This window comes from Pseudomonas sp. MYb185, from assembly GCF_002979975.1.
Lineage (GTDB): Bacteria > Pseudomonadota > Gammaproteobacteria > Pseudomonadales > Pseudomonadaceae > Halopseudomonas.
This window is the reverse complement of sequence record NZ_PCQD01000002.1, coordinates 89,625-110,581: the sequence shown is the minus strand read 5'-3', so window position 1 is coordinate 110,581 and position 20,957 is coordinate 89,625. Positions and strand designations below refer to the sequence as shown.

Genomic DNA, 20,957 nt, shown 5'->3' with positions numbered 1-20,957 from the left:
TTTCTCATTGCTCCGCCGGTAGAAGGGCGTCATTGCGAGTCCGCAGGGTGCAGCAATCCAGGACATCGAGCCGTCGCCCACACTGGATGACCACGCCGCTACGCAGCTCGCAATGACTCAGGTAGGGACATAGTCGCGGCTACTCAGCGGTTGAAGCGCTCTACCAACGCATGCAAGGCCTGGGCTGTGTTCTCCATATCCTTGCCGGTTTGCGCGGAGCGCTGGGCGAGGTCGGCGTTCTGGTCGGAGACCGTGGCGATATTGGTGATCTGCCGGGAAATGTCCTCGGCGACATGGGCCTGCTGATCGGAGGCAACGGCCATCTGCTGGCCCATCTGGTGGATCCGTTCGATGGCCTGGTTGATGCCGTCCAGCGCCTGCTGGGTATCCACCACATGCTCGACGCCGGCCTGGGCTTCCTGGCTGCCCAGATGGGCGACTTGCACAGCCTGGGCGGCGACCTGTTGCAGGGAGCCGATGATGCGCTGGATGTGTTCGGTGGATTCCTGGGTCTTGCCGGCCAGGGCGCGTACCTCGTCGGCGACCACAGCGAAGCCGCGGCCCTGGTCACCGGCGCGGGCGGCCTCGATGGCGGCGTTCAGCGCCAGCAGGTTGGTCTGTTCGGCAATGGCGCGGATCATGTCCGCAGCCTGCTGGATGGACTGGGACTCGGCAGCCAGGCTGTCCACCGAGTGGCTGATGTCACGCACGGTGTCGGCCAGCCGCTCGATCACCTGGCGGGTGTTCTGCGCCTGTTGCGAACCGGTCTGGCTGAGGCCATTGACCTGTTGCGCGGCGCTGGCAGTATCGTGGATATGTCGCGCCACCTCGCTGATCGAGGCGGCCATCTCATTCATCGCGGTGGCGGCCATGTCGGCTTCGTCGCGCTGCTTCTGCAGGGCCTGGGCCGACTGGCTGGCGAGCTGGCCGCTGGTCGAGGCCAGGTCCGTGGTGCGGATGGCGAAGTCGTTGAGGCGGCTGAGGGCAGTGCGGATGCGCGCCTGCTCGCTGATCATGCACAGCTGCAGGCGTGCCAGCGGGATCGGCGCGTCGCTGTAGGCCTGGGCGATCAGTTCACTGTCGAAGCTGTCACCGGCGGTGTTGCGCAGGCTTGCCAGGGTCTGGCGTTCATGGTGGCGGGCCAGGGCCTGCTGGCCGAACAGCAACACCGCGACGCTGCCCAGACTGAGCCAGTAGTTGCCGGTATACAGCGCGCCGGCGGCAATGGCGGTGGCGGCCAATGGTGCGGCGATGGTCGCGCTGCGGGTGAGCAGGCGCCGGCCCACAGGCGGCCGTTGCTGGCCCTGGCGCAAGCGCTGGTAGAGGGCAGCGGCGCGCTCTACCTGCTGCGGCTCGGGCTTGACCCGCACCGATTCGTAACCGGTGATCTGGCCGTTTTCCAGGATCGGCGTGACGTAGGCATTGACCCAGTAATAGTCGCCGTTGCGACAGCGGTTCTTGATGATGCCCATCCAGCTCTTGCCGCTTTTCAGGTACGACCACATATGCTCGAACACCGCCTCGGGCATATCCGGGTGGCGCACGATATTGTGCGGGCTGCCGATCAGCTCGTCGCGACTGAAGCCACTGACTGCCACGAACTCGTCGTTGCAGTAGGCGATCACGCCCTTGGCGTTGGTCGCGGAGATCAGCCGCTGGCTGACGGGGAAGCTGACTTCGTTCTGGGTGACGGGCTGGTTGTTTTTCAAGACAGAGCCTCCATGCGTTTGGTGTGTTCAGCCCGGTGGATACAGGGTGGCAGTGGGCTGACCATAGATGCAATGCAACTTTCCGGTAGAAGACTCGGGGTCATAAGTACCAAGGTAGTAGATGATGGCGTTTTGGTCAGTGCTGATAAGGGCTGACACTGTGTTACCTGAGATTGCCGGTTTGGGTTTGCCTGGAGCTGGTGGTAAACGTGGGGCGGTATTCCCGTCGAATATCCTTGCATCCTGCCATTCCCGCATCCCGCATCCCGCATCCCGCATCCCGCCATTACCCGCATCTCGTCATTGCGAGGAGCGAAGCGACGCGGCAATCCAGTACGCCGAGCCAATGGATTGCCGCGCCCTGCGGGCTCGCAATGACGGTGTTTGTTGCATGATGGTTCGCTATCGCGGCGGGGCGCCGCTCCTACCGGAGTTGGGGAAGAGGGGCCAGGAAACTAGATTGGAATTAAATAGTACCTGACCCCTTTTTCCTGATCCCTTTACGGACTGTCAACTTCTACGAGGCCAAGTCGAGTTGCGATTTCCGTAAATAGTTCGCCAACTCCTTCTCCAAGTGTGGATGCGCCAGCAATAATCGCCACCGCAATCAACCCCGCAATCAACGCATACTCAATAGCCGAAGCCCCTTCTTCCTTCTTAAAGAAGGAACGCACACTTTCCATCAGCATGATCATCTTGGTATTCACAACTACATCCCCTTAGCATGGGCAGAAGAATCGCACTTATAACCCGATGATAATGTTTCCCTAAGTTGCCGCCCATTATCCAATTGGGACTATATACATCTGTTGATGTGATGCCCGGCTGCCCACGGCTAGAATCACCGCACCCCTGTGCCTGGGCTCTACTTCGCCGGCCGGGCGGATATCCTGTTTTCGATCTTGCACTTTCGATTCTGCACTACGGCTACCAAGGAGCGTGCCGCAATGAACAGTCGTGTAACTATGGTCCTGGCGGGCCTGTTGCTGGTGGGGGCAGTCATTGCCGGTTATTGGGGGCTGTCGTTGAGTCGGCAGCCGGAGGTGGTTGTCGCGGAGCCAGTCGAGCCGCCCGAGTCGGTGCCGGCCATCACACTGCCGAGCCTGCCGCTGATAAACCAGGAGGATGAGCCGGAGCGGGTGCCGGTGGTGGTGCTGGCCCAGGCGGTGACGGCGATGAGCACCATCAGCGCCGAGGATCTGCTGGTCGAGGAGTTGCGCGTGGCGCCGCCGGGCAGCTTTGCCGAGAGCGAAGCGCTGGTTGGCCGGGTGGTCTGGCGTGATCTGCCGGCCGGCACCGTGCTGAATGAATCAAGTTTCGAGACCGGCGGGCCGCTGGCGCGGATGATCCGCCCCGAGGAGCGGGCGCTGGCGATCCAGGTGGATGAAGTGGTCAGTGGCGGCGGGCATATCCAGCCCGGCGATTATGTGGACGTGCTGCTGTTTCTGAAGGAGGACGAGCGCAACAGCGACCGTACTGTGCAGGTGGTGGTGCCGGCACTGCGGGTGCTGACCGTGGGCAGCGCGCTGGGCGCCGACCGTACCGGTGAACCGCTGATGGCGCCGGTGGCGGAAGATGAAAAGGACAGCCGCGCCAACCGCCGGGTGGAGCAGGCGCGCACGGCGGTACTGGCGCTGCCGGAGGGGTTGATGACCCGCTTCATGCTGGCCAGCGAGGTGGGCAAGCTGCGCCTGGCGGTGCGCAGTATCGACGAGAAGTTGCTGGCCGAATACCAGGCCGGCAAGGCGCTGGAGGACAAGGTCGAAGATCTGAACCGACAGTTGTTCCAGTTCGAGAAGCTGGCGCTGCGCCAGGCCAAGCGTCCGCAGCCGGGGTTGGTGCCGGTGCGTCCGGCCGGCATTCCGGTCTACCACGGCAGTGATGTTGCACGCCAATACCCCTGAGCCAGCCAAGGATGCAGACCATGCTGATGAAGAATACCAAACGTACGCTGTTCGCCCTGGGCACCTTGGCCGCCGGCCTGGTCAGTACCTCATCACTGGCCCAGCAGGTCAGCGGCTGCGCGGCGCTGGCGCAGTGGCCGGCGACCTTCGAGGTGCGCCAGGGCCAGCACCGGCAGTTGCAGTTGCCGGTGCCGGTCACACGCATCGCGGTGGGCAGCCCGGAGGTGGCCGAGGCGCGGCTGCTGGATAGAGATAGCGTGCTGCTGCTGGGCAAGGGCCCGGGGGTGACCACTGTCAGTCTGTGGACCCGCTGCGCCAGCATGCCGCAGCAGAGCATGCTGTTCGTCGAGGGCGAGGCCACTGCCGCATTGGCTCGTCCCCAGCTGGCCGATAGCGCCCAGCTGGGGCTGCCGAGTCAGGTGCAGACCGATATCCGCTTTGTCGAGGTCAACCGCACCAAGCTCAAGGAAGTGGGTATCCGCATCTTCGGTACCCAGTCCAACAACTTCCTGTTCGGCTCGCCCGGCACCTCTCCCGGCAGCGTGCCGGTGGGCGGGGTCAGCGGGCTGACGCCGGGGGCGCAGGTGCCGCTGTCGGCGGATGGTTTCAATATCGTCTGGGGCGGCGGTAGCAGCAAGTTCCTCGGTGCGCTGAATGCGCTGGAGAACAGCGGTTTCGCCTATACCCTGTCGCGCCCCAGCCTGGTGGCGCTGAGCGGCCAGAGCGCCAGTTTCCTGGCGGGTGGTGAGTTCCCGGTGCCGATCCCCAGTAGCGGCAGCGACTCGCTGTCGATCGAGTACAAGGAGTACGGCATCCGCCTTAACCTGACGCCGACGGTAATCGACCGCAATCGCATTCATCTGAAGGTGGCTCCGGAAGTGAGTGAACTGGACTACAGCGCTGGCGTGGTGATTGCCGGTACTCAGGTGCCGGCGCTGAACGTGCGGCGTACCGATACCAGTATCTCGCTGGCCGATGGCGAGAGCTTCGTGATCAGCGGCCTGATCAATACCAGCAACCGCTCGGAGGTGGATAAACTGCCGGGGCTGGGCGACATCCCGGTGTTGGGGGCATTCTTCCGCAATTCCGGCATGCGCCGGGAGGAAAAGGAGCTGCTGATGATAGTGACGCCGCGGCTGGTCAACCCGCTGGCGGCGGATGCCCGCCTGCCGGAGCTGCCCGGCGAGCAGTTGCGCAACTACGACCCCTCGGTATTCGAGATGCTGCTGTTCGAGAACGGCGATTTCGATGGTGCAACTGGACTTTCCTGGTGAGGGGCGAGGTAATGACACAGACATTTCTGGCGTGTACCAATCTGGATGCCGATATCACCTGGTTGCAGAGCGCACTGGCGCCGATGGGGCAGGTGCTGCGTTCCACGCAGAGCCTGGATGAGCTGTTCGGGCTGATCGATGCCACCGGAGCGACGCTGGTGTTCGTCGGTATGGACCGCGACAACCTGTCGGCGCAATGCGCGCTGATCGAAAGTCTGCTGGAAGCCCGGCCGCTGCTGGCGGTGATAGTGGTGGGCGATGGTTTCGACAATGATCTGGTGATCGCTGCGATGCGCGCTGGCGCCAGGGATTTCGTCACCTACGGGCTGCGCACCAGTGAGGTGAGCGGGCTGGTGCGGCGCATCACCGAGCGGCTGCCGGCGCTGCCGGTGCGCAAGCAGCAGGGCAGGTTGACGCTGCTGTTCGGCACCCAGCCGGACCCGGATGCGGCGCTGATCGCGGCGCATATGGCGCTGCTGATGCAGAAGGACAATCAGCGCACTCTGCTGGTGGATCTGGGCGTGCCGCATGGGGAAAGCGAGGATGTGCTGCGGCTGGAGCCGAGCTTCGTGTTTTCCGATGCGGTGCGCAATCTGCGGCGCATTGACCGCAGCCTGATCGACAGCGCCTTCATCGAGCATGACAGCGGGCTGCGGGTGTTGCCGGCGGGAGCGAATGAAGCGCAGATCGATATGTACAGTTCGTCCGAGCTGTTTCTGCTGACCGCGGCGCTGCGACAGAATTTCGACCAGGTGCTGATCAACCTGACCGGTCAGCCGGACAGCGAGATGCTGCGCAATATGGTCGGCCAGGCCGATCAGCTGTGCTGGTATGTGGACCCGAGTGTGTCCTGCTGCCGGCGCAATCTGGATCTGCTGCTCAAGTGGCGGGCCGATGGGGTCAAGCTGGAGCATGCGCGGCTGCTTATAGATCGCTATTTCAACAATGTGGCGCCGGCACCCAAGGCCCTGGGTCGCACCTTCGAGATGCCACTGCTGGCGACCCTGCCGGCCAGCGCCGAGCTGCGGCTGAAGGTGCGCAACCAGCGCACCACGCTGTTCCAGATGGCGCCACGGGATGCGCTGAGCAAGGCCATCGGCGAGCTGGTGACTCTGCTGGTGCCGGCTGCCGGTAGCGGCGCCAGGCGTGGCCTGCTGCAACGTTTTGCCGGAATGACCAAATGAACCGCCAGTTGCAGGCCGGCCTGGGGCCGGGGGTGGCTGAGCTGAAGGCGCAGTTGCATCGTTACATCATCGACCAGCTTGAAGATGAGACCGACAACCTGCTGGAAGGCCCGCGCCAGGCGTTGGTGCGCTTCGTCGCGAGCAAGGTTGGCGAATACACCCGGCACGCGCAGTTTGCGGTGTCGCGATATGAGGCCGACCGGCTGACCGAGGAGCTGGTCGATGAACTGACCGGCTTCGGCCCGCTGGAAGTGCTGCTGCGTGACCGTGCGGTGACCGAGATCCTGGTCAACGGGCCGCAGCGGATCTTCGTCGAGCGCCAGGGAGTGCTGCACCACAGCGACCTGCGCTTCATGGACGACCAGCATCTGCTGCGGGTGATTCAGCGCATTCTTGCGCCGTTGGGGCGGCGGCTGGATGAGTCGTCGCCGATGGTCGATGCGCGCATGCCCGATGGCAGCCGGATCAATGCGGTGATTCCGCCGGTGGCGCTGGACGGGCCATGCCTGTCGGTGCGCAAGTTCAGCCGCGACATGCTCAAGGGTGCCGATCTGATAGCGTCGCGCTCGCTGGACCAGGCGATTCTGGAGTTCTTCCAGCTGATGGTCGGCAAGCGTTGCAACGTGCTGGTCAGCGGCGGTACCGGTACCGGCAAGACCACCTTGCTGAACCTGCTCAGCCAGATGATCAGTCCGCGTGAGCGGATCGTCACCATCGAGGATACCGCCGAGCTGCAGCTCAAGCATGATCATGTGGTGCGTCTGGAAACCCGTCCGCCGAATGCCGATGGTCACGGCGAGGTGAGTGCCCGGGAGCTGGTGCGCAATGCGTTGCGCATGCGTCCGGATCGCATCGTGCTGGGGGAGATTCGCGGGGTCGAGGTTCTGGATGTACTGACGGCGATGAATACCGGGCATGACGGCTCGATGAGCACGGTACACGCCAATACCGCGCAGGATGCGCTGCTGCGGCTGGAAACCCTGGTCGGCCTGTCGGGTATTCAGGTGCACGAGCGTACCCTGCGCCAGACCATCTGTTCAGCGATCGATGTGGTCATCCAACTGACCCGTACCGCCGATGGCCGGCGCTGCGTGGCCGAGGTGCTGGAGGTGGTCAGCCTGCGTGATGATCAGTATGTGACCAATACGCTGTTTCGACTGGAGCAGGGCGTGCACGGCGGTTTCATGCGTGAGGCTCTGAACCCGGCGGGCGACAAGCTGCGCCCGGACACCAGCCAGCCCGGAATGCCAAGGCGATGAACATCGCGCTGCTACTGTGTCTGCTGCTGTTGATCGGCGGTGTGCTGCTGCTGCGCCGGGGCCTGCGCGACGCGCAGTCCGAGCAGGTGATGCAGCGTCTGGCCCAGGGGCAGGCGTTGCCGGAGCGGGTGCGGATGGGCACATTGCAGCGGGAGCTGTTGCGCTCCGGGCTGCGGATGCCCAGTTGGCTGGCGGTGCTGCTGCTGGGTGTCTGGTCACTGGTGGCTGCGCTGACGGCGCTGCTCGGCGGTTGGCTGGCATTGCTGGTGGTGCTGCTGGTGCCGCCGGTCCTGCTGCGCATGTACATGCTGTGGCAGTACGGCCGCCGCTTGCAGCGCATGGTCGGGCAGATGCCGCAGTTTCTCGATCATGTGGTGCGCAGTCTCAAGTCTGGCAGAACCCTGGGCGACGGCATGTTACTAAGCATGCAGAGCTGCCAACAGCCGTTGCATGGGGCGATGGAGCGCACCCACAATGCGGTGCAGCGTGGCATGCCGCTGGCCGAGGCGATGCAGGACTTCGCCGAGCTGTATGAGCGTGATGAGTTCCATATCCTGGCCATGGGAGTGGCGGTCAACCAGCGCTATGGCGGCAACGCCAGCGAGTTGCTGACCAACCTGATCGGCATGATTCGCGACCGTGAGCGGGCGGCGCGGCAACTGCGCGCGCTGACCGGGGAAACCCGCATCAGTGCACTGGTGCTGGGCTGCCTGCCGCTGGCCATGGGCGGTTATATCTTCCTCAGCAATCCGCAGATGCTGCTGAACATGTGGGAACAGTCCGGTGGCCGCATGGTGCTGCTGGTGGCGTTCGGGTTGCAGGTGGTGGGCAGCTGGCTGCTGTGGCGCATGATGAGGAGCATTACCAAATGAATCCGTTATTGCTCAGTGCATTGTTGCTGCTGCTGGCCGGCGGCCTGATGTTGTACAGCGTGATACGCGAACAGTTGGTTGCGCGACGCATGATGGCCCGTCTGGGCGGCGGCCGTGCCGGTTCGGCGCTGCAGCACCTGGGCGAGCGCAGTGGCGCGGAGCGGCTGGGCAAGTCCGATCCGGAAACCGTGATACTGCTGAACCAGCTGGGCTGGCGCAGCAGCCAGCGGCGCACGCTGTTCTTCATCATGCAGATCACTGTGCCGTTGCTGCTGACGCTGGCGGTGCTGTTCATCCAGTTGAACATGGACGAGCCACCGGCCATGCCCTGGCTGGCGCCGTTCTTCGCCTTCGCGGTCGGTTATCTGGTTCCCAAGCGGGTACTGGCAGCCAGGGTGGCGCGGCGGCAGGAGCAGTTGGCTCAGGAAGTGTCGCTGATGATCCCCATGCTGCGCATGCTGTTCGATGTCGGCATGACCGTGGAGCAGGCGCTGCGGGTGCTGGCCAGCGATGGGCAGCGCATTCTGCCGCAGATGTCCCGGGAGCTGCGCCAGGTGCTGGCCCGCGTGGATGCGGGGCTGGAGCTGGGGCGGGAGCTGCGTGATGTGGCGGTATTGATGCAGGTGGACGACATGACCGATTGCTTCGCGATTCTCGAGCAGTTGGTGTACCAGGGCGGTGGGGCGATGGCCTCGTTGCTGTCATTGAAGGAGCTGCTGGACGACCGGCGGATGACCACGCTGCAGGAGCGGGTATCCAAGATGTCGGCGAAGATGTCCGTGGTGATGATGCTGTTTCTGTTCCCGGCGCTGTTGATCGTACTGGCTGGCCCGGGCTTCGTGGCAATTATTCAGGCGTTGGGAGATATGGGATGAGACGAGTCGCTACGGTGCTGCTGCTGGCTGGGAGCTTGGTTGGGTGCGCCAGTAGCGCCAATGAGCCGAGTCTGTCGCATTGGCGGGTGGAGCAGGATATCAGTCCGCCGAAGCGCTGTGAGCCACTGACCGCCGATCAGGAGCTGGTACTGGGGCTGTCCCAGGAAATGGCCAATGAGCGCCGCTGGCATGCGGCGCTGGCCAACCTCGAACGGCTGCCCAGCGATATACCCCAGGTACGTCTGAGCAAGGCTCGCCTGCTGCGTCTGTTGGGCCACGTCGATGAGGCGCAGGCGCTGTACGGCAGCCTGCTGTACAGCTGTTTGGTGGCTGATGCGCAGCATGGGTTGGGGCAGATCGAAGCCAGCCGGCGGAACTACCCGCAGGCGCAGCAGCACCTGCGCGCCGCCGCCAGCCTGTCGCCAGCCAACGAGACGATCCGCAACGATCTGGGCGTGGTGTACATGAACCAGCGGCAGTTGCCTGAGGCGCGCTTCGAATTGCTGACCGCCATGGAACTGGACGGGAACTCCAGGCGTGCGGCACAGAATATGCTGGTGCTATTGGTATATCAGGGTAACTGGCAGGGCGCGCGCGAGCTGGTCAGCGCCAGGGGCCTGAGCAGTGAGGACTTCAAGCGTGCCGAGCAACGTGCCAGGGATATGCGTGAGCAGGATGCCAGGGCGTTGACGTCCACCAAGGCCCCGGATGGCCAGCTGTTGGCCACGCCGGAGCCAGCGGGGATGGCAGCAGCGCTGGCTTCGTTGCCCACCCCGGCGGCGGCAGGCCCGCTGGTGCGGTCAGCGACCGCGCCAGCGGGTGAGTCTGTGGCTGCAGCTGCTTCGGTTCCGGTTGCTGCGCCAACCCCGGCAGCGGCACCTGCTCCGGTTGCTGTGCCAACGCCAGCCCCGCTCCGTGCGTTCGTCACAGAGTCGGCGTCGTCAGCGCGCAATGTGGCGCCGATGTCGCTGTCGGCTGCCGTGCGCGCCTGGTCCGGAGAGCAAGCTACGACGGTGGCCGGCGATATGCCTGAGTCGATCCACGACGCGCAGCCGGCACCATCTGCTGGTGCTCGTCCCATTGTGTGCCGTTCAACGGAGGCCAGTACGCCTGGGCTGACGGTCATGCAGTGTCAACCCGAATGAAGGATGAGATGACTATGTATACCCGGATACTGGCCGGTGTGGCCATGGCGGTTACTTCCTGCGCCCTGGTCGCCGGCGATACTGCGGCACCGCTGGTGGCGGAGCGGCCCGAGGGGCAGACCGAGATGTGGCTGCAATTGCAGCGCGAAGGCAACGCCGCCGCCCGCCAGCGCGTGCAGACCGCGACACCTGCTGAACGCGAGCTGAGCATGCAGCGCCTGCTGGACAGCTACAGCCACCCGATCCCGGAATACTTCGGCCAGGACGATGGCGGCAGCTTTGAGCGTTGACAGTGATGTTGCCTGGGGCGGTATTTTGGATGTAGCGTCCCGCTCCGCGAGTCCGGGGTGTAGTGCGCCTGCGCTACGCCTGCATTACCTGCAGCACCACACAAACCCGTCGTCGAGCGGGGGCTCGACAACCCGGCTGGTTACGCGAGGATGAAGATAGTGGTCAGCAAGCCGCAGAAGAAGAACGGGGCGTAGGGCAGTCCGTCCTTCTGGCTGGGGTCCAGTAGTTTCAGCCGGTGCCGGGCGTTGGCAGGCAGCCGCTGCCAGAGGGCCGGGCCGCCGAGGGTCCAGGCCAGCATGCCGATGGCGGCACCGGCGATACTGCCGAGCACATGCAGCGGGCTGCTGGCCAGCGCCAGGGCGGCGAGCAGTTTGACGTCGCCGGCGCCCATACTGCCACCCATATAGCCCGGCAGACTGAGCGCCAGAGCCACCACCAGGCCCGGCAGGACTGTTGCTGGAGCGTTGCCGGTCAGGCTTTGACCGTGCCAGAGCAGCCACCCTGCGGCCAGCGCAGCAGGTGCCAGGGTCAGCCAATTGCTGATGCGCTTGTGCTGGCTATCCTGGATGGCGCACAACAGTGCCCAGATGAGCAGGCTCGCCGAGGCCAGGCAGGCTGTTGCGGTTTGCAGCATGGGGCATCCGTTGATCGCTCAGAATGGAGCCACATGGTAGGCGATTGGCCGGAGCAGGATAGTTATCACATCGGCTTAAATCGATCTGCTTAGTACTAATTGCATAATGTCCCGCTGGTTTGCGCACCTTAGAATGCTTTCGGCAGTCTCGCAGGCATTCCAGTGGCTGCTTTTTTGCGTCAGTGATGATCTTCGCAATGTGGCAGATGAATACGGCAGTTGATGATGAGTAGTTCAAAACACGGGTGGTGCTGGGCATATGGCAAAGCTGTCAGCTATCACATGGGTCGATGGCAGGCGTTCTATCTCGCTACCCGATATTGGCTGACAGGTGACACCGGTTGGTTTGTCAGTCACGGTGGCCTTCGCAGATCCCGCATTTATAAATGACCAATGCCTCAGTGCCATCCGGCTGTCGCTGGCAGGACGATGAGAAAGCTGCAAGGCAATGATTCCCCAAGCAATTCTCTTGTACGGGTGAGTATCGACTCAACCTGTGCCGCGGCTTCGTTGCCTTTGCCAGCTTCTGATGGCGGTAGGTACAGGAGTAATTGAACATGAACTGGTTCTGGCATCGGGGCAGAAAGAATGAATCGTCCGGCAAGGCTGCTGCCCCGCAGTTGCTGCAGGGCTCCGGTGGGTGCTGGTTCCAGCTGGATGTGCAGGGCCGGGTGGTCGATGCCAGCCCGGAGCTGCGGCGCCTGCTGCCCGATGGCTTGTTGATCGGTCCGGTTCCCCTGGCTGGTTGCCTGGCGCAGCCGCTGGCCGAGATAAGCGGCTCGCCGGAGCACTGGCCGGCGCAGCTGTCATCCGTGGTCCTGCGTGCCCGCAGCGGTGAATCACTGTATTTCCAGGGTGGTTTGCTACCCAATGCGCAGGGCTGGTTGCTGTGCCTGTTGGACAATACCGCGCTGGTCCTGCGGTTACAGCATGAGGAACGCCGGCGTCAGGTGCTGGATTTCTCGGTGAGCCAGGCCATACGCATGCGTGAGGCCCCGCCGGGCCATATGCATGGCCTGACCGTGGAGTGGCTGGAGGGCCTGGCGCTGCGTTTGCAGGCGCCCTGGCTGGGGCTGTTGCTGCCCGGCGGACGGAGCTGGTCGCTGTATGCCCAGTGTGGCCTGCCGGGCAGTGAGCCCTTTCCCTGGGAGGATGACGATCTGCAGTGCCTGTTGCAGAGTGCAGACCAGGCCAAGCCTCAGGTATGGCTGTGCTGGAGAAGCACTGAGCGTGCCTGGCTGGTCCCCTATCGGGAGCATGATGGTGTCCAGGCCTGGCTGGTGGTTGCCGGAGTGGACACCCAGCGCCAGGTACCTTTCTTCACTGAGGCGGACTGGGTCGCCATGCTGATGTTGTTCGCTGCCCCGCTGAGCTCGAGCGTGCGCCACTTGACATTACAGCGGAGCCTGCAGCGCCATGCTGTAGTGCAGCAGATCCTGGATAGCGGTTGGTGGGAGTTTCACGCCTCGACCCAGCGCATCAGCCTGGCACCGAGCCTGGCCGCGATGCTGGGCTTGCAGTTGGACGCCGCCGGCACCCTGGCGCTGGAAGACGCCCTGGCCATGCTCGCTCCGCTTGATCGTGAGCAGATAAGATGGCGACTGGAAGGGGCAGTAGAGCGGGGCCAGGCCTTCAGTCAAGTGGTTCGTCTGCGTAGCGCCGATGGGGAGGAGCACTGGTTCCGCTTACGCGCCGAGGCGCTGGGCAAGCGCGAGCGTAAGGTGATCGGCTACGCGATCAACATCAGCGACCTGCGCCAATTGCAGGCCGAGACCGCGACCGCCAGGGCGCGGTTGGAAGGGCTGCTGGACAATGCGCCGGCGGTGATCTTCGTGCAGCGCTACGAGGGCGGTGCGCTGACCTTCGAGTTCTGCAGCGCCAGCCTGTCTCGCTTGCTGGGCTGGACGTTGAAGGACCTGCAGGACAACAGCTTCGCCAGCTTTATCCATCCGGACGACCGGGACCTGTATTACGACCGCACGCGAACCCTGTTGCAGACCGGCTATGCCAGCAGCCGCTATCGGGTCAGGGATCGTCAACATGCCTGGCACTGGCTGCTGGATGAAGCCAAGCTGCTGCGTGACGCCGAGGGCACTCCGGTCGAAGTGGTCGGGCTGCTGATGGATGTGACCGAGGCCACCCAGGCTTCGGAAAAGGTACGCAAGAGCGAGGAACGTTATCGGATTCTGGTCGAGGACTCGCCCGCCATCATCTGCCGCTACCTGCCCGACCTGACACTGACCTTCGCCAACCGCCCCATGGTCGAGGCCCTGGGGCTGGAGGAAGCACCGTTGGAGGGTATCGATCTGGGGCAATTCCTGTTACCCGAAGACCGCCAAGCGGTGTTGCGGCGCCTGGCACGCATGACGCCGGAGGCTCCGGTGAGCAATATGGAGTTCTGCCCGCAGTTGCCGGGTAAACGCCGTGCCTGGTGGGTATGGGTCGAGCGTGGTGTCTTCGATGAGGAGGGCCGGTTGATCGAGGTGCAGGCAGTCGGGCGTGACGATACGGAAATCCATGATGCGCGGGAGCAGATGTACCAAAGCGCGAAGATGGCCACCCTCGGGGAAATGGCCACCGGCCTGGCGCACGAGATGAATCAGCCTCTGACGGTGATGCGCATGGCGCTGACCAATCTCGGCAAGCGTCTGGATAATGACGGAATGACCATCGAATACCTCAGGGAAAAGCTCAAACGGGTGGAGAACCAGGTAAATCGAGCATCGAAGATCGTCGATCATGTGCGCATATTCGGACGTCGCTCGGAGAGCCGGGGTGTGCTGTTCGATCCCGTAAAATCGCTGGAGGAGGCGGTATCCCTGGTATACGAAGGGATGCTGCAGAAAGGCATCGCTCTGGAAATGGAACTGTCACCCGTGGGCGTTATCAAAGGCCATCATGACCGTCTGGAGCAGGTGCTGATCAACCTGCTGTTGAACGCGCAGTACGCGGTGAATGAGCGTCGCAACCGCGAGCCTGATCATCAGCCCTGGGTCAAGGCTCGCGCCAGGGAGCGTGGAGGTACGGTGATCATCGAGATTGAAGACAATGGCGGAGGGATCAGCCCGGAACTGCTGCACCGGGTGTTTGAGCCCTTCGTGACCACCAAGCCGGTGGGTGAAGGTACGGGGCTGGGCCTGTCGGTCAGTTACGGCATCATCCACCAGATGCGTGGCGAACTCACGGTGGAGAATACCGGGCAGGGAGCGCGCTTTTCCATAGTTTTGCGGGCGAGGGATGTGGACCAACCCGAGCTCCAACTGGGGGAGATTGAAAGATAAAGCATGCTGTTGCCGGTCATATGGATGGGTAATGCTGTGGCATTTTTTGGGGAGCGTCGGCTATGCGGCAGGTGTTGCGCAGGCCTTTGACGCTCGGGTCCATCATTCGTTGAAGAGTGAGCCACCGGTGAAAAAGATTCTATTGATTGATGACGATGAGGATATTCTGATCGAGCTGGAGGAGTTGATGGTACAGCTTGGTTTTTCTTGCCTGTGCGCACACAACGCCAGTGAGGCGCTGGCCGCGCTGGACCAGCATGCGGATATCAAACTCATCATTTCCGACCTGCGCATGCCGGACCAGAGCGGTCTGCGCCTGCTGCAGATATTGGCCGAGCATAACGAGGGGAAGGACAGCGTACCGGTGATCATCACCTCGGGTCACGCTGACATGGACGATGTGATCACCCTGTTCCGCAATGGCGCGGTGGACTTTCTGCCCAAGCCGATCCACTACGACCATCTGGTCAGCGTGCTGCAGAAGCTGTTCCCGGAGCGCCCGATGAGCTGATCGTTCAGGGTCTGCTCCGAATGGCGTTTACTTGAGGTTTCTGCGTATGGCCCGGACAACCTGAGCCTCGGCGAGGGCCGAGGATTCATTCAAGATGTTGAATCATAAATTATCCGTACGTTGATCATCGGTGCGCTAGAATGGCCGCAATCCTGCGTTTTTCAGCGTTCTTGGTCTGGCTGTTGGCCTGTTTGACAAGCGCAGGCCGGGTGGGCCGGGTGGAGTTGGCGGTAACATGAATGATTTGAATAAAGTACTGATTGTCGACAATGAGCTGTTCATTGTCGAAGAGTTGAAGGAGTTTCTGGAGTCGCATGGAATGGTGTGCGTCAGCTGTATTGATGCCACAGAGGCAATCAAACTGTTCCATGAAGATGAGGGTATTGGTCTGGTGTTGAGCGACTACCGGATGCCGGGTATCAATGGTATCGAGCTGATCCGGACGCTGGACAGAACCAAGCCCAAGGAGCGGCCTTTCGAGAGCATTCTGTTTACCGGTGACGCCGACAAGGAAGACGTCATCGATGCCTTGCGTGCAGGTATTTCCGACTACTACCAGAAGCCATTGGACCTGCAGGCATTGCTGGAGGGTGTCAAGCGGCTGCAAGCTGCGGTACGCCAGCGCGCTGCAGAGCAGAAGCTGGGCGCGATTGGCGATCGGCTCAAGGAAATGAGCCACTCTCTACAGGAGCTGCAACAGGGCGTGGAAACCCTGAGTGGCAACCCGCTTCCCGCCGAGCCGGAACCCGCTGCCGGCAAGCTGTCGGTGACCGACCTGCCAGGCTGTACCAAGCTATCCCCACGTCAGGTCGAAGTGGCCGAACTGCTGGCCCAGGGGCTGACCAACTACCAGATCTCCTGCGAGCTGGGAATCTCGGAAAACACCGTCAAGCTCTACGTCTCCCAGATATTGCGAGCAACCAACATGCACAACCGCACCCTGCTGGCACTGGCTTTGGGTGGGCGCCGGTAGTTGTTGAAGTACGGGCGAGCACCAACTCAATGAGTGGCGCTGAACCTGGGTTGTCGAGCGCCTGCTCGACGACGGGGTCGGCGCGTCGTGCCCTCACGGATTGAGAGTTCCTGCACATTCCTTCAATCGAGCGCTTGATCACCGCCACATGAGCACCAATGCTGTCCACCCTGATTCACATGGAGACAGCCCATGGCGCGGAAACGTCAGGCACCCCAGCACAACGGACATGACCGCAGCTACAAACTCCTGTTCAGCCACCCGGAAATGGTCGCAGACCTGCTGCGTGGCTATATCGATCAACCCTGGGTGGAGCAGCTGGATTTCAGCACCCTGAGTCGTGTTCCCGACAGCTATGTATCCAGCGACCTGCGTGAGCGGGAAGACGACATCATCTGGCGGGTACGCTGGGCTGATGACGAGCGCTGGCTCTATATCTACCTGCTGCTGGAATTTCAGTCCTCCATCGATCGCTATATGGCGTTACGCATTCTTACCTACCTCGGGCTGCTTTATGAGGATCTGGTCAAGGGCGGAGAACTGACCAGTACTGGCAAGCTGCCGCCGGTGTTGCCCATAGTGCTCTACAATGGCGAGCACTCCTGGCAGGCCACCACCAGTATTGACGACCTGATTGACCGGGTACCCGGTGGTCTGGATCAATACCGTCCAAGCCTGCAGTACCTGTTGCTGGATGAAAATGCCTATGCCGACGCCCCCATACCTCAGGTGCGTAACCTGGTTGCAGCACTGTTCGGCCTGGAAAACAGCCGCACCCCGGAGGACATGCAACAGCTGCTGAGCCGTCTGATCGACTGGCTGACGCTGCCAGAGCAAATGAGCCTGCGCCGGAACTTCATCGTATGGATCAAGCGGGTGCTGCTTCCGTCAAGAATGGATGGTATAAACTTTGAGCAGTTGAATGAGTTGCAGGAGATCAGCACCATGCTTTCAGAACAGAGCAAGAGCTGGACGAGGAACTGGAAGGAACAGGGATTGCAGCAAGGGCTAGAGCGAGGACTGGAGCAAGGACTGGAGCAAGGACGTAAGGAAGGGGAGCAGAGTGTCCTGCAACGTCTGTTGACCCGCCGCTTTGGTCCGCTGGACGCAGTTACCCAGCAACGCCTGCAGGAGGCCAGCTCAGCTGACCTGGAGCGCTGGGCAGACAATATTCTGGACGCCCGAACACTGGACGAGGTGTTTACCTAACGCTGAGCCACCCTCTGCTGGGGTTGTCGAGCGCCTGCTCGGCGACGGGGTTGGCGCGGCTGACAGTCTGTAGGCGTAGCGCCCGAGCGCGGACCACCCCGGAATTATAGACGGATGGTGGATGTGCCTTCGATCAGCATCGGTAGTTGGGGGATCTGGCCTATGACGGGCAGGGTTAGGGTGGGGACAATTGGGTTGTCGTTGTAGTTGTCGCTCGTGTAGCGGATGCAGACGGTCAGGGTTCTGCCGTTAGCGGCCAGCTTGCTGTAACCATCATCACCGCTCGATTCATTGTCCGAAGGAGGGCAATGGGTATACCACTCAGTATTGGCTATCCAGGACTTTCCAATCTCTGCCCTGACCTGAGTCTCCAGATTGTCCCGATAGTTTTCAACTGCTGGATCGACGGCTATGGTGGCGCGGGCTGCATCGGCGGCTACCTGTTTGAAGGTCAGCATCAGCAGCAGGGGAAGGCTGTAGGCGATGATGGCGTACAGCACGGCGAAAAAGATGCTGAACAGCACGGCAAACTCAATGGCCACGGCGCCGCGCTGATCTCGATGGAAAACCGGTGGGCGCATGCTGACTCCTTTTTATTGCAGCAGCCGGGCATGACCGCAGTTGAGGTCTTGCAGGTGAACATCCACTTCACCGACATGCAGGCCCAGCAGGTTCTGCAGCAGGGGGGTGAGTACGCTGCTGCCCAGGGCGTTGAGCAGATCCCGGAGAATGCCGAGGCCCAGGTGGTTGTCCGGATTGGTGCTGTTGCTGGGGGAGTTGGGCAGTTCGCTTGCTATCAGCTCTATGCATTTGCTATCTGAGGTGCCGGACCCCAGCAGGCCGCCCAACAGACCGTTGGTGGTACAGCCATTGCCGGCCAGCAACCCTTCAAGCAGCCCTCCTACCAGGTTGAGTAGGCCGTTTACCAGCCCGCTCAGCAGGCCAGTGCTTCCCTCAACCTTACCGGCAAGTTGGCCTATCTCTTCCATCTTGTCTTTTCTGCAGCCTCTGGTATTGCAGCTTTCCGGTGATACTCCTTTCCATATCTCAGTGGCGATGGCTTTCTTGCTTTCATTGCTGGAGCCGCTCACGGTACTTGGCCCGATCAGTGCGTTCAGTAAAAGGTTGATCAGATCCTCAACCAAGTCTCCTGCATTGAGTGAACTGCTGCCAACAGTGTTGAAATCGGATCGACCTTCCATCTCGGACCAGTCGAGGGGGATTTCTGCAGGGTCCAGCGACAGGTAGACATCTTCTTCGGGAATATTCAGAAGATTCAGTGTCAGGGGGGATTGATTTGTCCGGTCAAGTTTTACCAAGCTTAGAATATCCAGGTGTTTGATGCCTCGCGTATTTATTTCGCAACTGAAGCTTTTGCTGAACAGTTGTCCTTCATCCACAGGCAGGCCAATACAGAGTTTGCCCACTTCGCCGCTAACGACGACTTCTGCGTGATCCTTGCCCGTATTGTTGATATCGGCAGCGGCAGTGCAGGTTTTGTCTTCCAGCACGCCCCTGCCAGTTACCAGATCCAATGCGATGGGTAGGTCGATCTTGATCAGATTGATACCCAGCAGACCGACAAGATTATTCAAGGCATCTACAACGCTACCCGTTTGAACACGGATATAGGTTCTGATCTGTGCGGTATAGGCGCTGATCCCTTCTTGAATGACATTGCCGCTGGCGTCTCTTCTGGTGGGGGCGCCAATGGCTATGGAGGGCGGTTCAACCACGCCCACCTGGGTGGTGACATTGACCAGGCCCAGCAGGCTGAGATTCAGACGATCGATACTCAGCGCGTGTTCGCGGGTTGCCAGGCCCAGCGCTGTCTCGATTAGGCCAAGGGCGCTGACGCCTACGTTGAGAGCGGCCTCGGCGCTTTGCGTGGCCGGGCCGATTATCTCGGCAAACAGGCCGGGCGTGCCATCGGCCTGGGTCAATAGAAGGAGTGTCAGATCGAGGCTGGACAGGCCGGCATCCAGCAGAGCGCCAAGTATTTTGGTATTTGCGTCAATAAGCTGGCTTTCTCCGGCGACTGTCACCACGGCGTCCAGAATCTCTCCCACGCCGAGTTCTCTGGCTGCCAGCAGTTCATTCAGGCCGCCGATGGTCAGATCGCTGGTGATTGGCAGGCCGAGGGCTTCGAGCAGCCCTCTGGGGGTGATTTTCACTTGGGCCAAGCCGTTGTAGTCGGCGATCATGGTGTCATTCAGATCAGCGCCAACCAGCCCCAACACCCCACCCAGTACCGAGTCATTATCAAAACGAATCAGCCGGGAGCCAACCGAGAAAGCGGCAATGGGTTCTTCTTTGCCGGCTACGGCGCTGGCCTGTAGTCGAATATCGCTATCGCAGAAGGTGAACAGGCATCCCGCACGAATCACCAGGCTGGCTGGTGTGGTTTTTTCAACTATGACTCGGATAGTCGGGCTATCTTCGTTGATGCGCTGGAATACCCGTATACCTTGATCGTTGGTTGTGAGGTCGACGCAATCAACGCTGGAGAGTTCCCCGCCATTTTGGAAGAGCCCGTTGCTTGTTGCTGCCTGGGTAGCGAAGTCAACAGCTGTGCCATTGAGACAGGTGCCACCCCGCGACACCGCCTCCAGCGCAGCCATATCCGCTACCCGTTGCAATGAGCGCTGCTCCATATACAGGCGGCCACTGTCCACTACCAGGACCAGGCACAGCAATGCCAGTGCCAGCGTACCCGCTGCCATGATCGAAAAGGCGCCGCGCTGCCGATAGTTACTAGCGTACTTGCTCCTGTTCATGGACATTATGCTGTTCCCTGGAAAGTGGTCATTATCTGAGTTGGATTCTTGCTTCGCCGATCAACGCATCAGGCAGCTGGGGAAAGGTCCAGCCGAACAGCGTAATAGGTGGGATGATTTGCTTTGGGTTATTGTGAGCTATGCATACGCTGATGGTGTCAGTGGAAAAAGTGACATAACCACTCTCGTAGCCTTCGCATTGGTTTTTCCAGCTGTCGCTTCTTGCACCGAGCCAGGACTCATCAATGACGGTCTGGACGGTTTGCCTGACTTGGTCAGGGTAATTCTCCTGATTGGTAGGTATCAGGAGGCTGGCTCTGACAGCCTCGGCTGAGATTTCGTTGTAGCTGGACAGCAACAGCAGTGGAATGACGTAACCGACAATTCCGTAAAACAACATGAACACAAGAATGAAAACAAAGGCGAACTCGATACTGGCTGCGCCCCGTTGCTTCGTCCCTGCTGTACGTTGCTGCATATCCTGTCCCGCTGCCAGGAAACTGCTTGGCAGGCTGTCTGAAGTCGCTGATGTGTATGGATTCTTAACGCTATCCTGCTTTATAAGGCATGCTTGTGGAGGTGGAAATAATGACTTGTGACTATGTCTTAGGTTTGGGTTCGGTGCGGACGGCTGCTGGCATATCTGCTTGAGCGGTTGCCGGCGTGGTGTCAGAAGGGGGCGTGCGGCGTGAATACTCAACGCGATGTCTGAGTTACGAAGTGAATGTGCTCATCGGCTTAGGCGAGATGTTGCCAGAATGATAAAAGGTGATTAGAATGCGCGCTCGCTTCGAGAGAGGGTGATTAGCTCAGCTGGGAGAGCATCTGCCTTACAAGCAGAGGGTCGGCGGTTCGATCCCGTCATCACCCACCACTCGGGGTAACGCGCAGCGGTAGTTCAGTTGGTTAGAATACCGGCCTGTCACGCCGGGGGTCGCGGGTTCGAGTCCCGTCCGCTGCGCCATATACGAGGCCCTCGCATCATCCGATGCGGGGGCTTTTTCGTTTCCGTCCCCCGCAACTGATAGACTCGGTCAGCTATTGTGTTGCCACCGGGGA

General features: G+C 61.3%; 18 protein-coding genes and 2 tRNA genes. 14 read left to right on the top strand and 6 right to left on the bottom strand.

All coding sequences use genetic code 11. The annotated features are described in order from the left end of the window. Positions 1-143 precede the first annotated feature (143 nt). Together CQ007_RS03055 and CQ007_RS03050 are read right to left on the bottom strand one after the other, a co-directional pair. A complete protein-coding gene (locus CQ007_RS03055) occupies positions 144-1,709 on the bottom strand; it encodes a PAS domain-containing methyl-accepting chemotaxis protein (protein WP_105643456.1) in 1,566 nt (521 codons plus the stop codon). Between the two features lie 500 nt (positions 1,710-2,209). Continuing rightward, complete coding sequence (locus tag CQ007_RS03050) at positions 2,210-2,416, bottom strand: Flp family type IVb pilin (RefSeq protein ID WP_305888509.1); 207 nt, start codon at positions 2,414-2,416, stop codon at positions 2,210-2,212. 240 nt (positions 2,417-2,656) lie between these two features. Between CQ007_RS03050 and cpaB the strand changes: the two genes are divergently transcribed. Genes cpaB through CQ007_RS03010 form a run of 8 tightly spaced genes read left to right on the top strand, consistent with a single transcriptional unit; the run spans position 2,657 to position 10,512 of the window. Further along, positions 2,657-3,613 (top strand): Flp pilus assembly protein CpaB, encoded by a 957-nt coding sequence (gene cpaB / locus CQ007_RS03045; RefSeq protein ID WP_105643455.1) that lies wholly within the window; start codon positions 2,657-2,659, stop codon positions 3,611-3,613. Positions 3,614-3,633: 20 nt separating this feature from the next. Further along, positions 3,634-4,887 (top strand): type II and III secretion system protein family protein, encoded by a 1,254-nt coding sequence (locus CQ007_RS03040; RefSeq protein WP_177424263.1) that lies wholly within the window; start codon positions 3,634-3,636, stop codon positions 4,885-4,887. Between the two features lie 11 nt (positions 4,888-4,898). Then, positions 4,899-6,071: a pilus assembly protein gene (locus CQ007_RS03035; protein WP_105643454.1), complete on the top strand. Its 1,173-nt coding sequence runs from the start codon at positions 4,899-4,901 to the stop codon at positions 6,069-6,071. Then, a complete protein-coding gene (locus CQ007_RS03030) occupies positions 6,068-7,330 on the top strand; it encodes a CpaF family protein (protein WP_105643453.1) in 1,263 nt (420 codons plus the stop codon). The genes CQ007_RS03035 and CQ007_RS03030 overlap by 4 nt, the downstream gene beginning before the upstream one ends. Then, positions 7,327-8,202 carry a type II secretion system F family protein gene (locus CQ007_RS03025; RefSeq protein ID WP_105643452.1) on the top strand — a complete coding sequence of 292 codons (876 nt, stop codon included), beginning with the start codon at positions 7,327-7,329 and terminating at the stop codon, positions 8,200-8,202. The genes CQ007_RS03030 and CQ007_RS03025 overlap by 4 nt, the downstream gene beginning before the upstream one ends. Next, entirely contained in the window at positions 8,199-9,077 is an 879-nt protein-coding gene (locus tag CQ007_RS03020; protein WP_105643451.1) for a type II secretion system F family protein, read from the top strand. Before CQ007_RS03025 ends, CQ007_RS03020 begins: the two co-directional genes overlap by 4 nt. Next, entirely contained in the window at positions 9,074-10,222 is a 1,149-nt protein-coding gene (locus tag CQ007_RS03015; RefSeq protein ID WP_105643450.1) for a tetratricopeptide repeat protein, read from the top strand. The genes CQ007_RS03020 and CQ007_RS03015 overlap by 4 nt, the downstream gene beginning before the upstream one ends. A gap of 8 nt (positions 10,223-10,230) precedes the next feature. Next, positions 10,231-10,512, top strand: a complete 282-nt coding sequence (locus tag CQ007_RS03010; protein ID WP_105643800.1) for a DUF3613 domain-containing protein — start codon at positions 10,231-10,233, stop codon at positions 10,510-10,512. A gap of 140 nt (positions 10,513-10,652) precedes the next feature. Here the strand turns inward: CQ007_RS03010 and CQ007_RS03005 are convergent, their stop codons facing one another. Beyond that, positions 10,653-11,147, bottom strand: a complete 495-nt coding sequence (locus CQ007_RS03005) for a prepilin peptidase (RefSeq protein WP_105643449.1) — start codon at positions 11,145-11,147, stop codon at positions 10,653-10,655. A 557-nt stretch (positions 11,148-11,704) separates the two neighbouring features. Here CQ007_RS03005 and CQ007_RS03000 point away from each other — a divergent pair. The 4 genes from CQ007_RS03000 (at position 11,705) to CQ007_RS02985 (ending at position 17,121) form a co-directional block, all read left to right on the top strand. Next, positions 11,705-14,428 (top strand): PAS domain-containing sensor histidine kinase, encoded by a 2,724-nt coding sequence (locus CQ007_RS03000; RefSeq protein ID WP_105643448.1) that lies wholly within the window; start codon positions 11,705-11,707, stop codon positions 14,426-14,428. Between the two features lie 127 nt (positions 14,429-14,555). Further along, positions 14,556-14,939: a response regulator gene (locus CQ007_RS02995; protein ID WP_256582185.1), complete on the top strand. Its 384-nt coding sequence runs from the start codon at positions 14,556-14,558 to the stop codon at positions 14,937-14,939. A 235-nt stretch (positions 14,940-15,174) separates the two neighbouring features. Beyond that, entirely contained in the window at positions 15,175-15,912 is a 738-nt protein-coding gene (locus CQ007_RS02990; protein ID WP_105643446.1) for a response regulator transcription factor, read from the top strand. Between the two features lie 192 nt (positions 15,913-16,104). Then, positions 16,105-17,121 (top strand): Rpn family recombination-promoting nuclease/putative transposase, encoded by a 1,017-nt coding sequence (locus CQ007_RS02985; protein ID WP_105643445.1) that lies wholly within the window; start codon positions 16,105-16,107, stop codon positions 17,119-17,121. Positions 17,122-17,225: 104 nt separating this feature from the next. Here the strand turns inward: CQ007_RS02985 and CQ007_RS02980 are convergent, their stop codons facing one another. From CQ007_RS02980 to CQ007_RS02970, 3 genes are read right to left on the bottom strand one after another with little or no spacing between them, the layout of a single operon-like run. Then, positions 17,226-17,702, bottom strand: a complete 477-nt coding sequence (locus CQ007_RS02980) for a TadE/TadG family type IV pilus assembly protein (protein WP_105643444.1) — start codon at positions 17,700-17,702, stop codon at positions 17,226-17,228. 12 nt (positions 17,703-17,714) lie between these two features. Beyond that, a complete protein-coding gene (locus CQ007_RS02975; protein ID WP_158256710.1) occupies positions 17,715-19,898 on the bottom strand; it encodes a pilus assembly protein TadG-related protein in 2,184 nt (727 codons plus the stop codon). A 31-nt stretch (positions 19,899-19,929) separates the two neighbouring features. Then, on the bottom strand, positions 19,930-20,376 hold the full coding sequence (locus tag CQ007_RS02970; protein ID WP_105643442.1) for a TadE family protein: 447 nt from the start codon (positions 20,374-20,376) through the stop codon (positions 19,930-19,932). A gap of 320 nt (positions 20,377-20,696) precedes the next feature. Here CQ007_RS02970 and CQ007_RS02965 point away from each other — a divergent pair. After that, a tRNA-Val gene (locus CQ007_RS02965) sits at positions 20,697-20,772 on the top strand. Between the two features lie 13 nt (positions 20,773-20,785). Next, positions 20,786-20,862 (top strand) — tRNA-Asp (locus CQ007_RS02960). Positions 20,863-20,957 lie beyond the last annotated feature (95 nt).

Excerpts from the sequence above, each read along its gene's own strand:
- cpaB (WP_105643455.1), top strand. The coding sequence starts at position 2,657 with ATGAACAGTCGTGTAACTATGGTCCTGGCGGGCCTGTTGCTGGTGGGG.
- CQ007_RS03040 (WP_177424263.1), top strand. The coding sequence starts at position 3,634 with ATGCTGATGAAGAATACCAAACGTACGCTGTTCGCCCTGGGCACCTTG.
- CQ007_RS03035 (WP_105643454.1), top strand. The coding sequence starts at position 4,899 with ATGACACAGACATTTCTGGCGTGTACCAATCTGGATGCCGATATCACC.
- CQ007_RS03030 (WP_105643453.1), top strand. The coding sequence starts at position 6,068 with ATGAACCGCCAGTTGCAGGCCGGCCTGGGGCCGGGGGTGGCTGAGCTG.
- CQ007_RS03025 (WP_105643452.1), top strand. The coding sequence starts at position 7,327 with ATGAACATCGCGCTGCTACTGTGTCTGCTGCTGTTGATCGGCGGTGTG.
- CQ007_RS03020 (WP_105643451.1), top strand. The coding sequence starts at position 8,199 with ATGAATCCGTTATTGCTCAGTGCATTGTTGCTGCTGCTGGCCGGCGGC.
- CQ007_RS03015 (WP_105643450.1), top strand. The coding sequence starts at position 9,074 with ATGAGACGAGTCGCTACGGTGCTGCTGCTGGCTGGGAGCTTGGTTGGG.
- CQ007_RS03010 (WP_105643800.1), top strand. The coding sequence starts at position 10,231 with ATGACTATGTATACCCGGATACTGGCCGGTGTGGCCATGGCGGTTACT.
- CQ007_RS03005 (WP_105643449.1), bottom strand. The coding sequence starts at position 11,147 with ATGCTGCAAACCGCAACAGCCTGCCTGGCCTCGGCGAGCCTGCTCATC.
- CQ007_RS03000 (WP_105643448.1), top strand. The coding sequence starts at position 11,705 with ATGAACTGGTTCTGGCATCGGGGCAGAAAGAATGAATCGTCCGGCAAG.
- CQ007_RS02990 (WP_105643446.1), top strand. The coding sequence starts at position 15,175 with ATGAATGATTTGAATAAAGTACTGATTGTCGACAATGAGCTGTTCATT.
- CQ007_RS02985 (WP_105643445.1), top strand. The coding sequence starts at position 16,105 with ATGGCGCGGAAACGTCAGGCACCCCAGCACAACGGACATGACCGCAGC.
- CQ007_RS02980 (WP_105643444.1), bottom strand. The coding sequence starts at position 17,702 with ATGCGCCCACCGGTTTTCCATCGAGATCAGCGCGGCGCCGTGGCCATT.
- CQ007_RS02975 (WP_158256710.1), bottom strand. The coding sequence starts at position 19,898 with ATGAACAGGAGCAAGTACGCTAGTAACTATCGGCAGCGCGGCGCCTTT.
- CQ007_RS02970 (WP_105643442.1), bottom strand. The coding sequence starts at position 20,376 with ATGCAGCAACGTACAGCAGGGACGAAGCAACGGGGCGCAGCCAGTATC.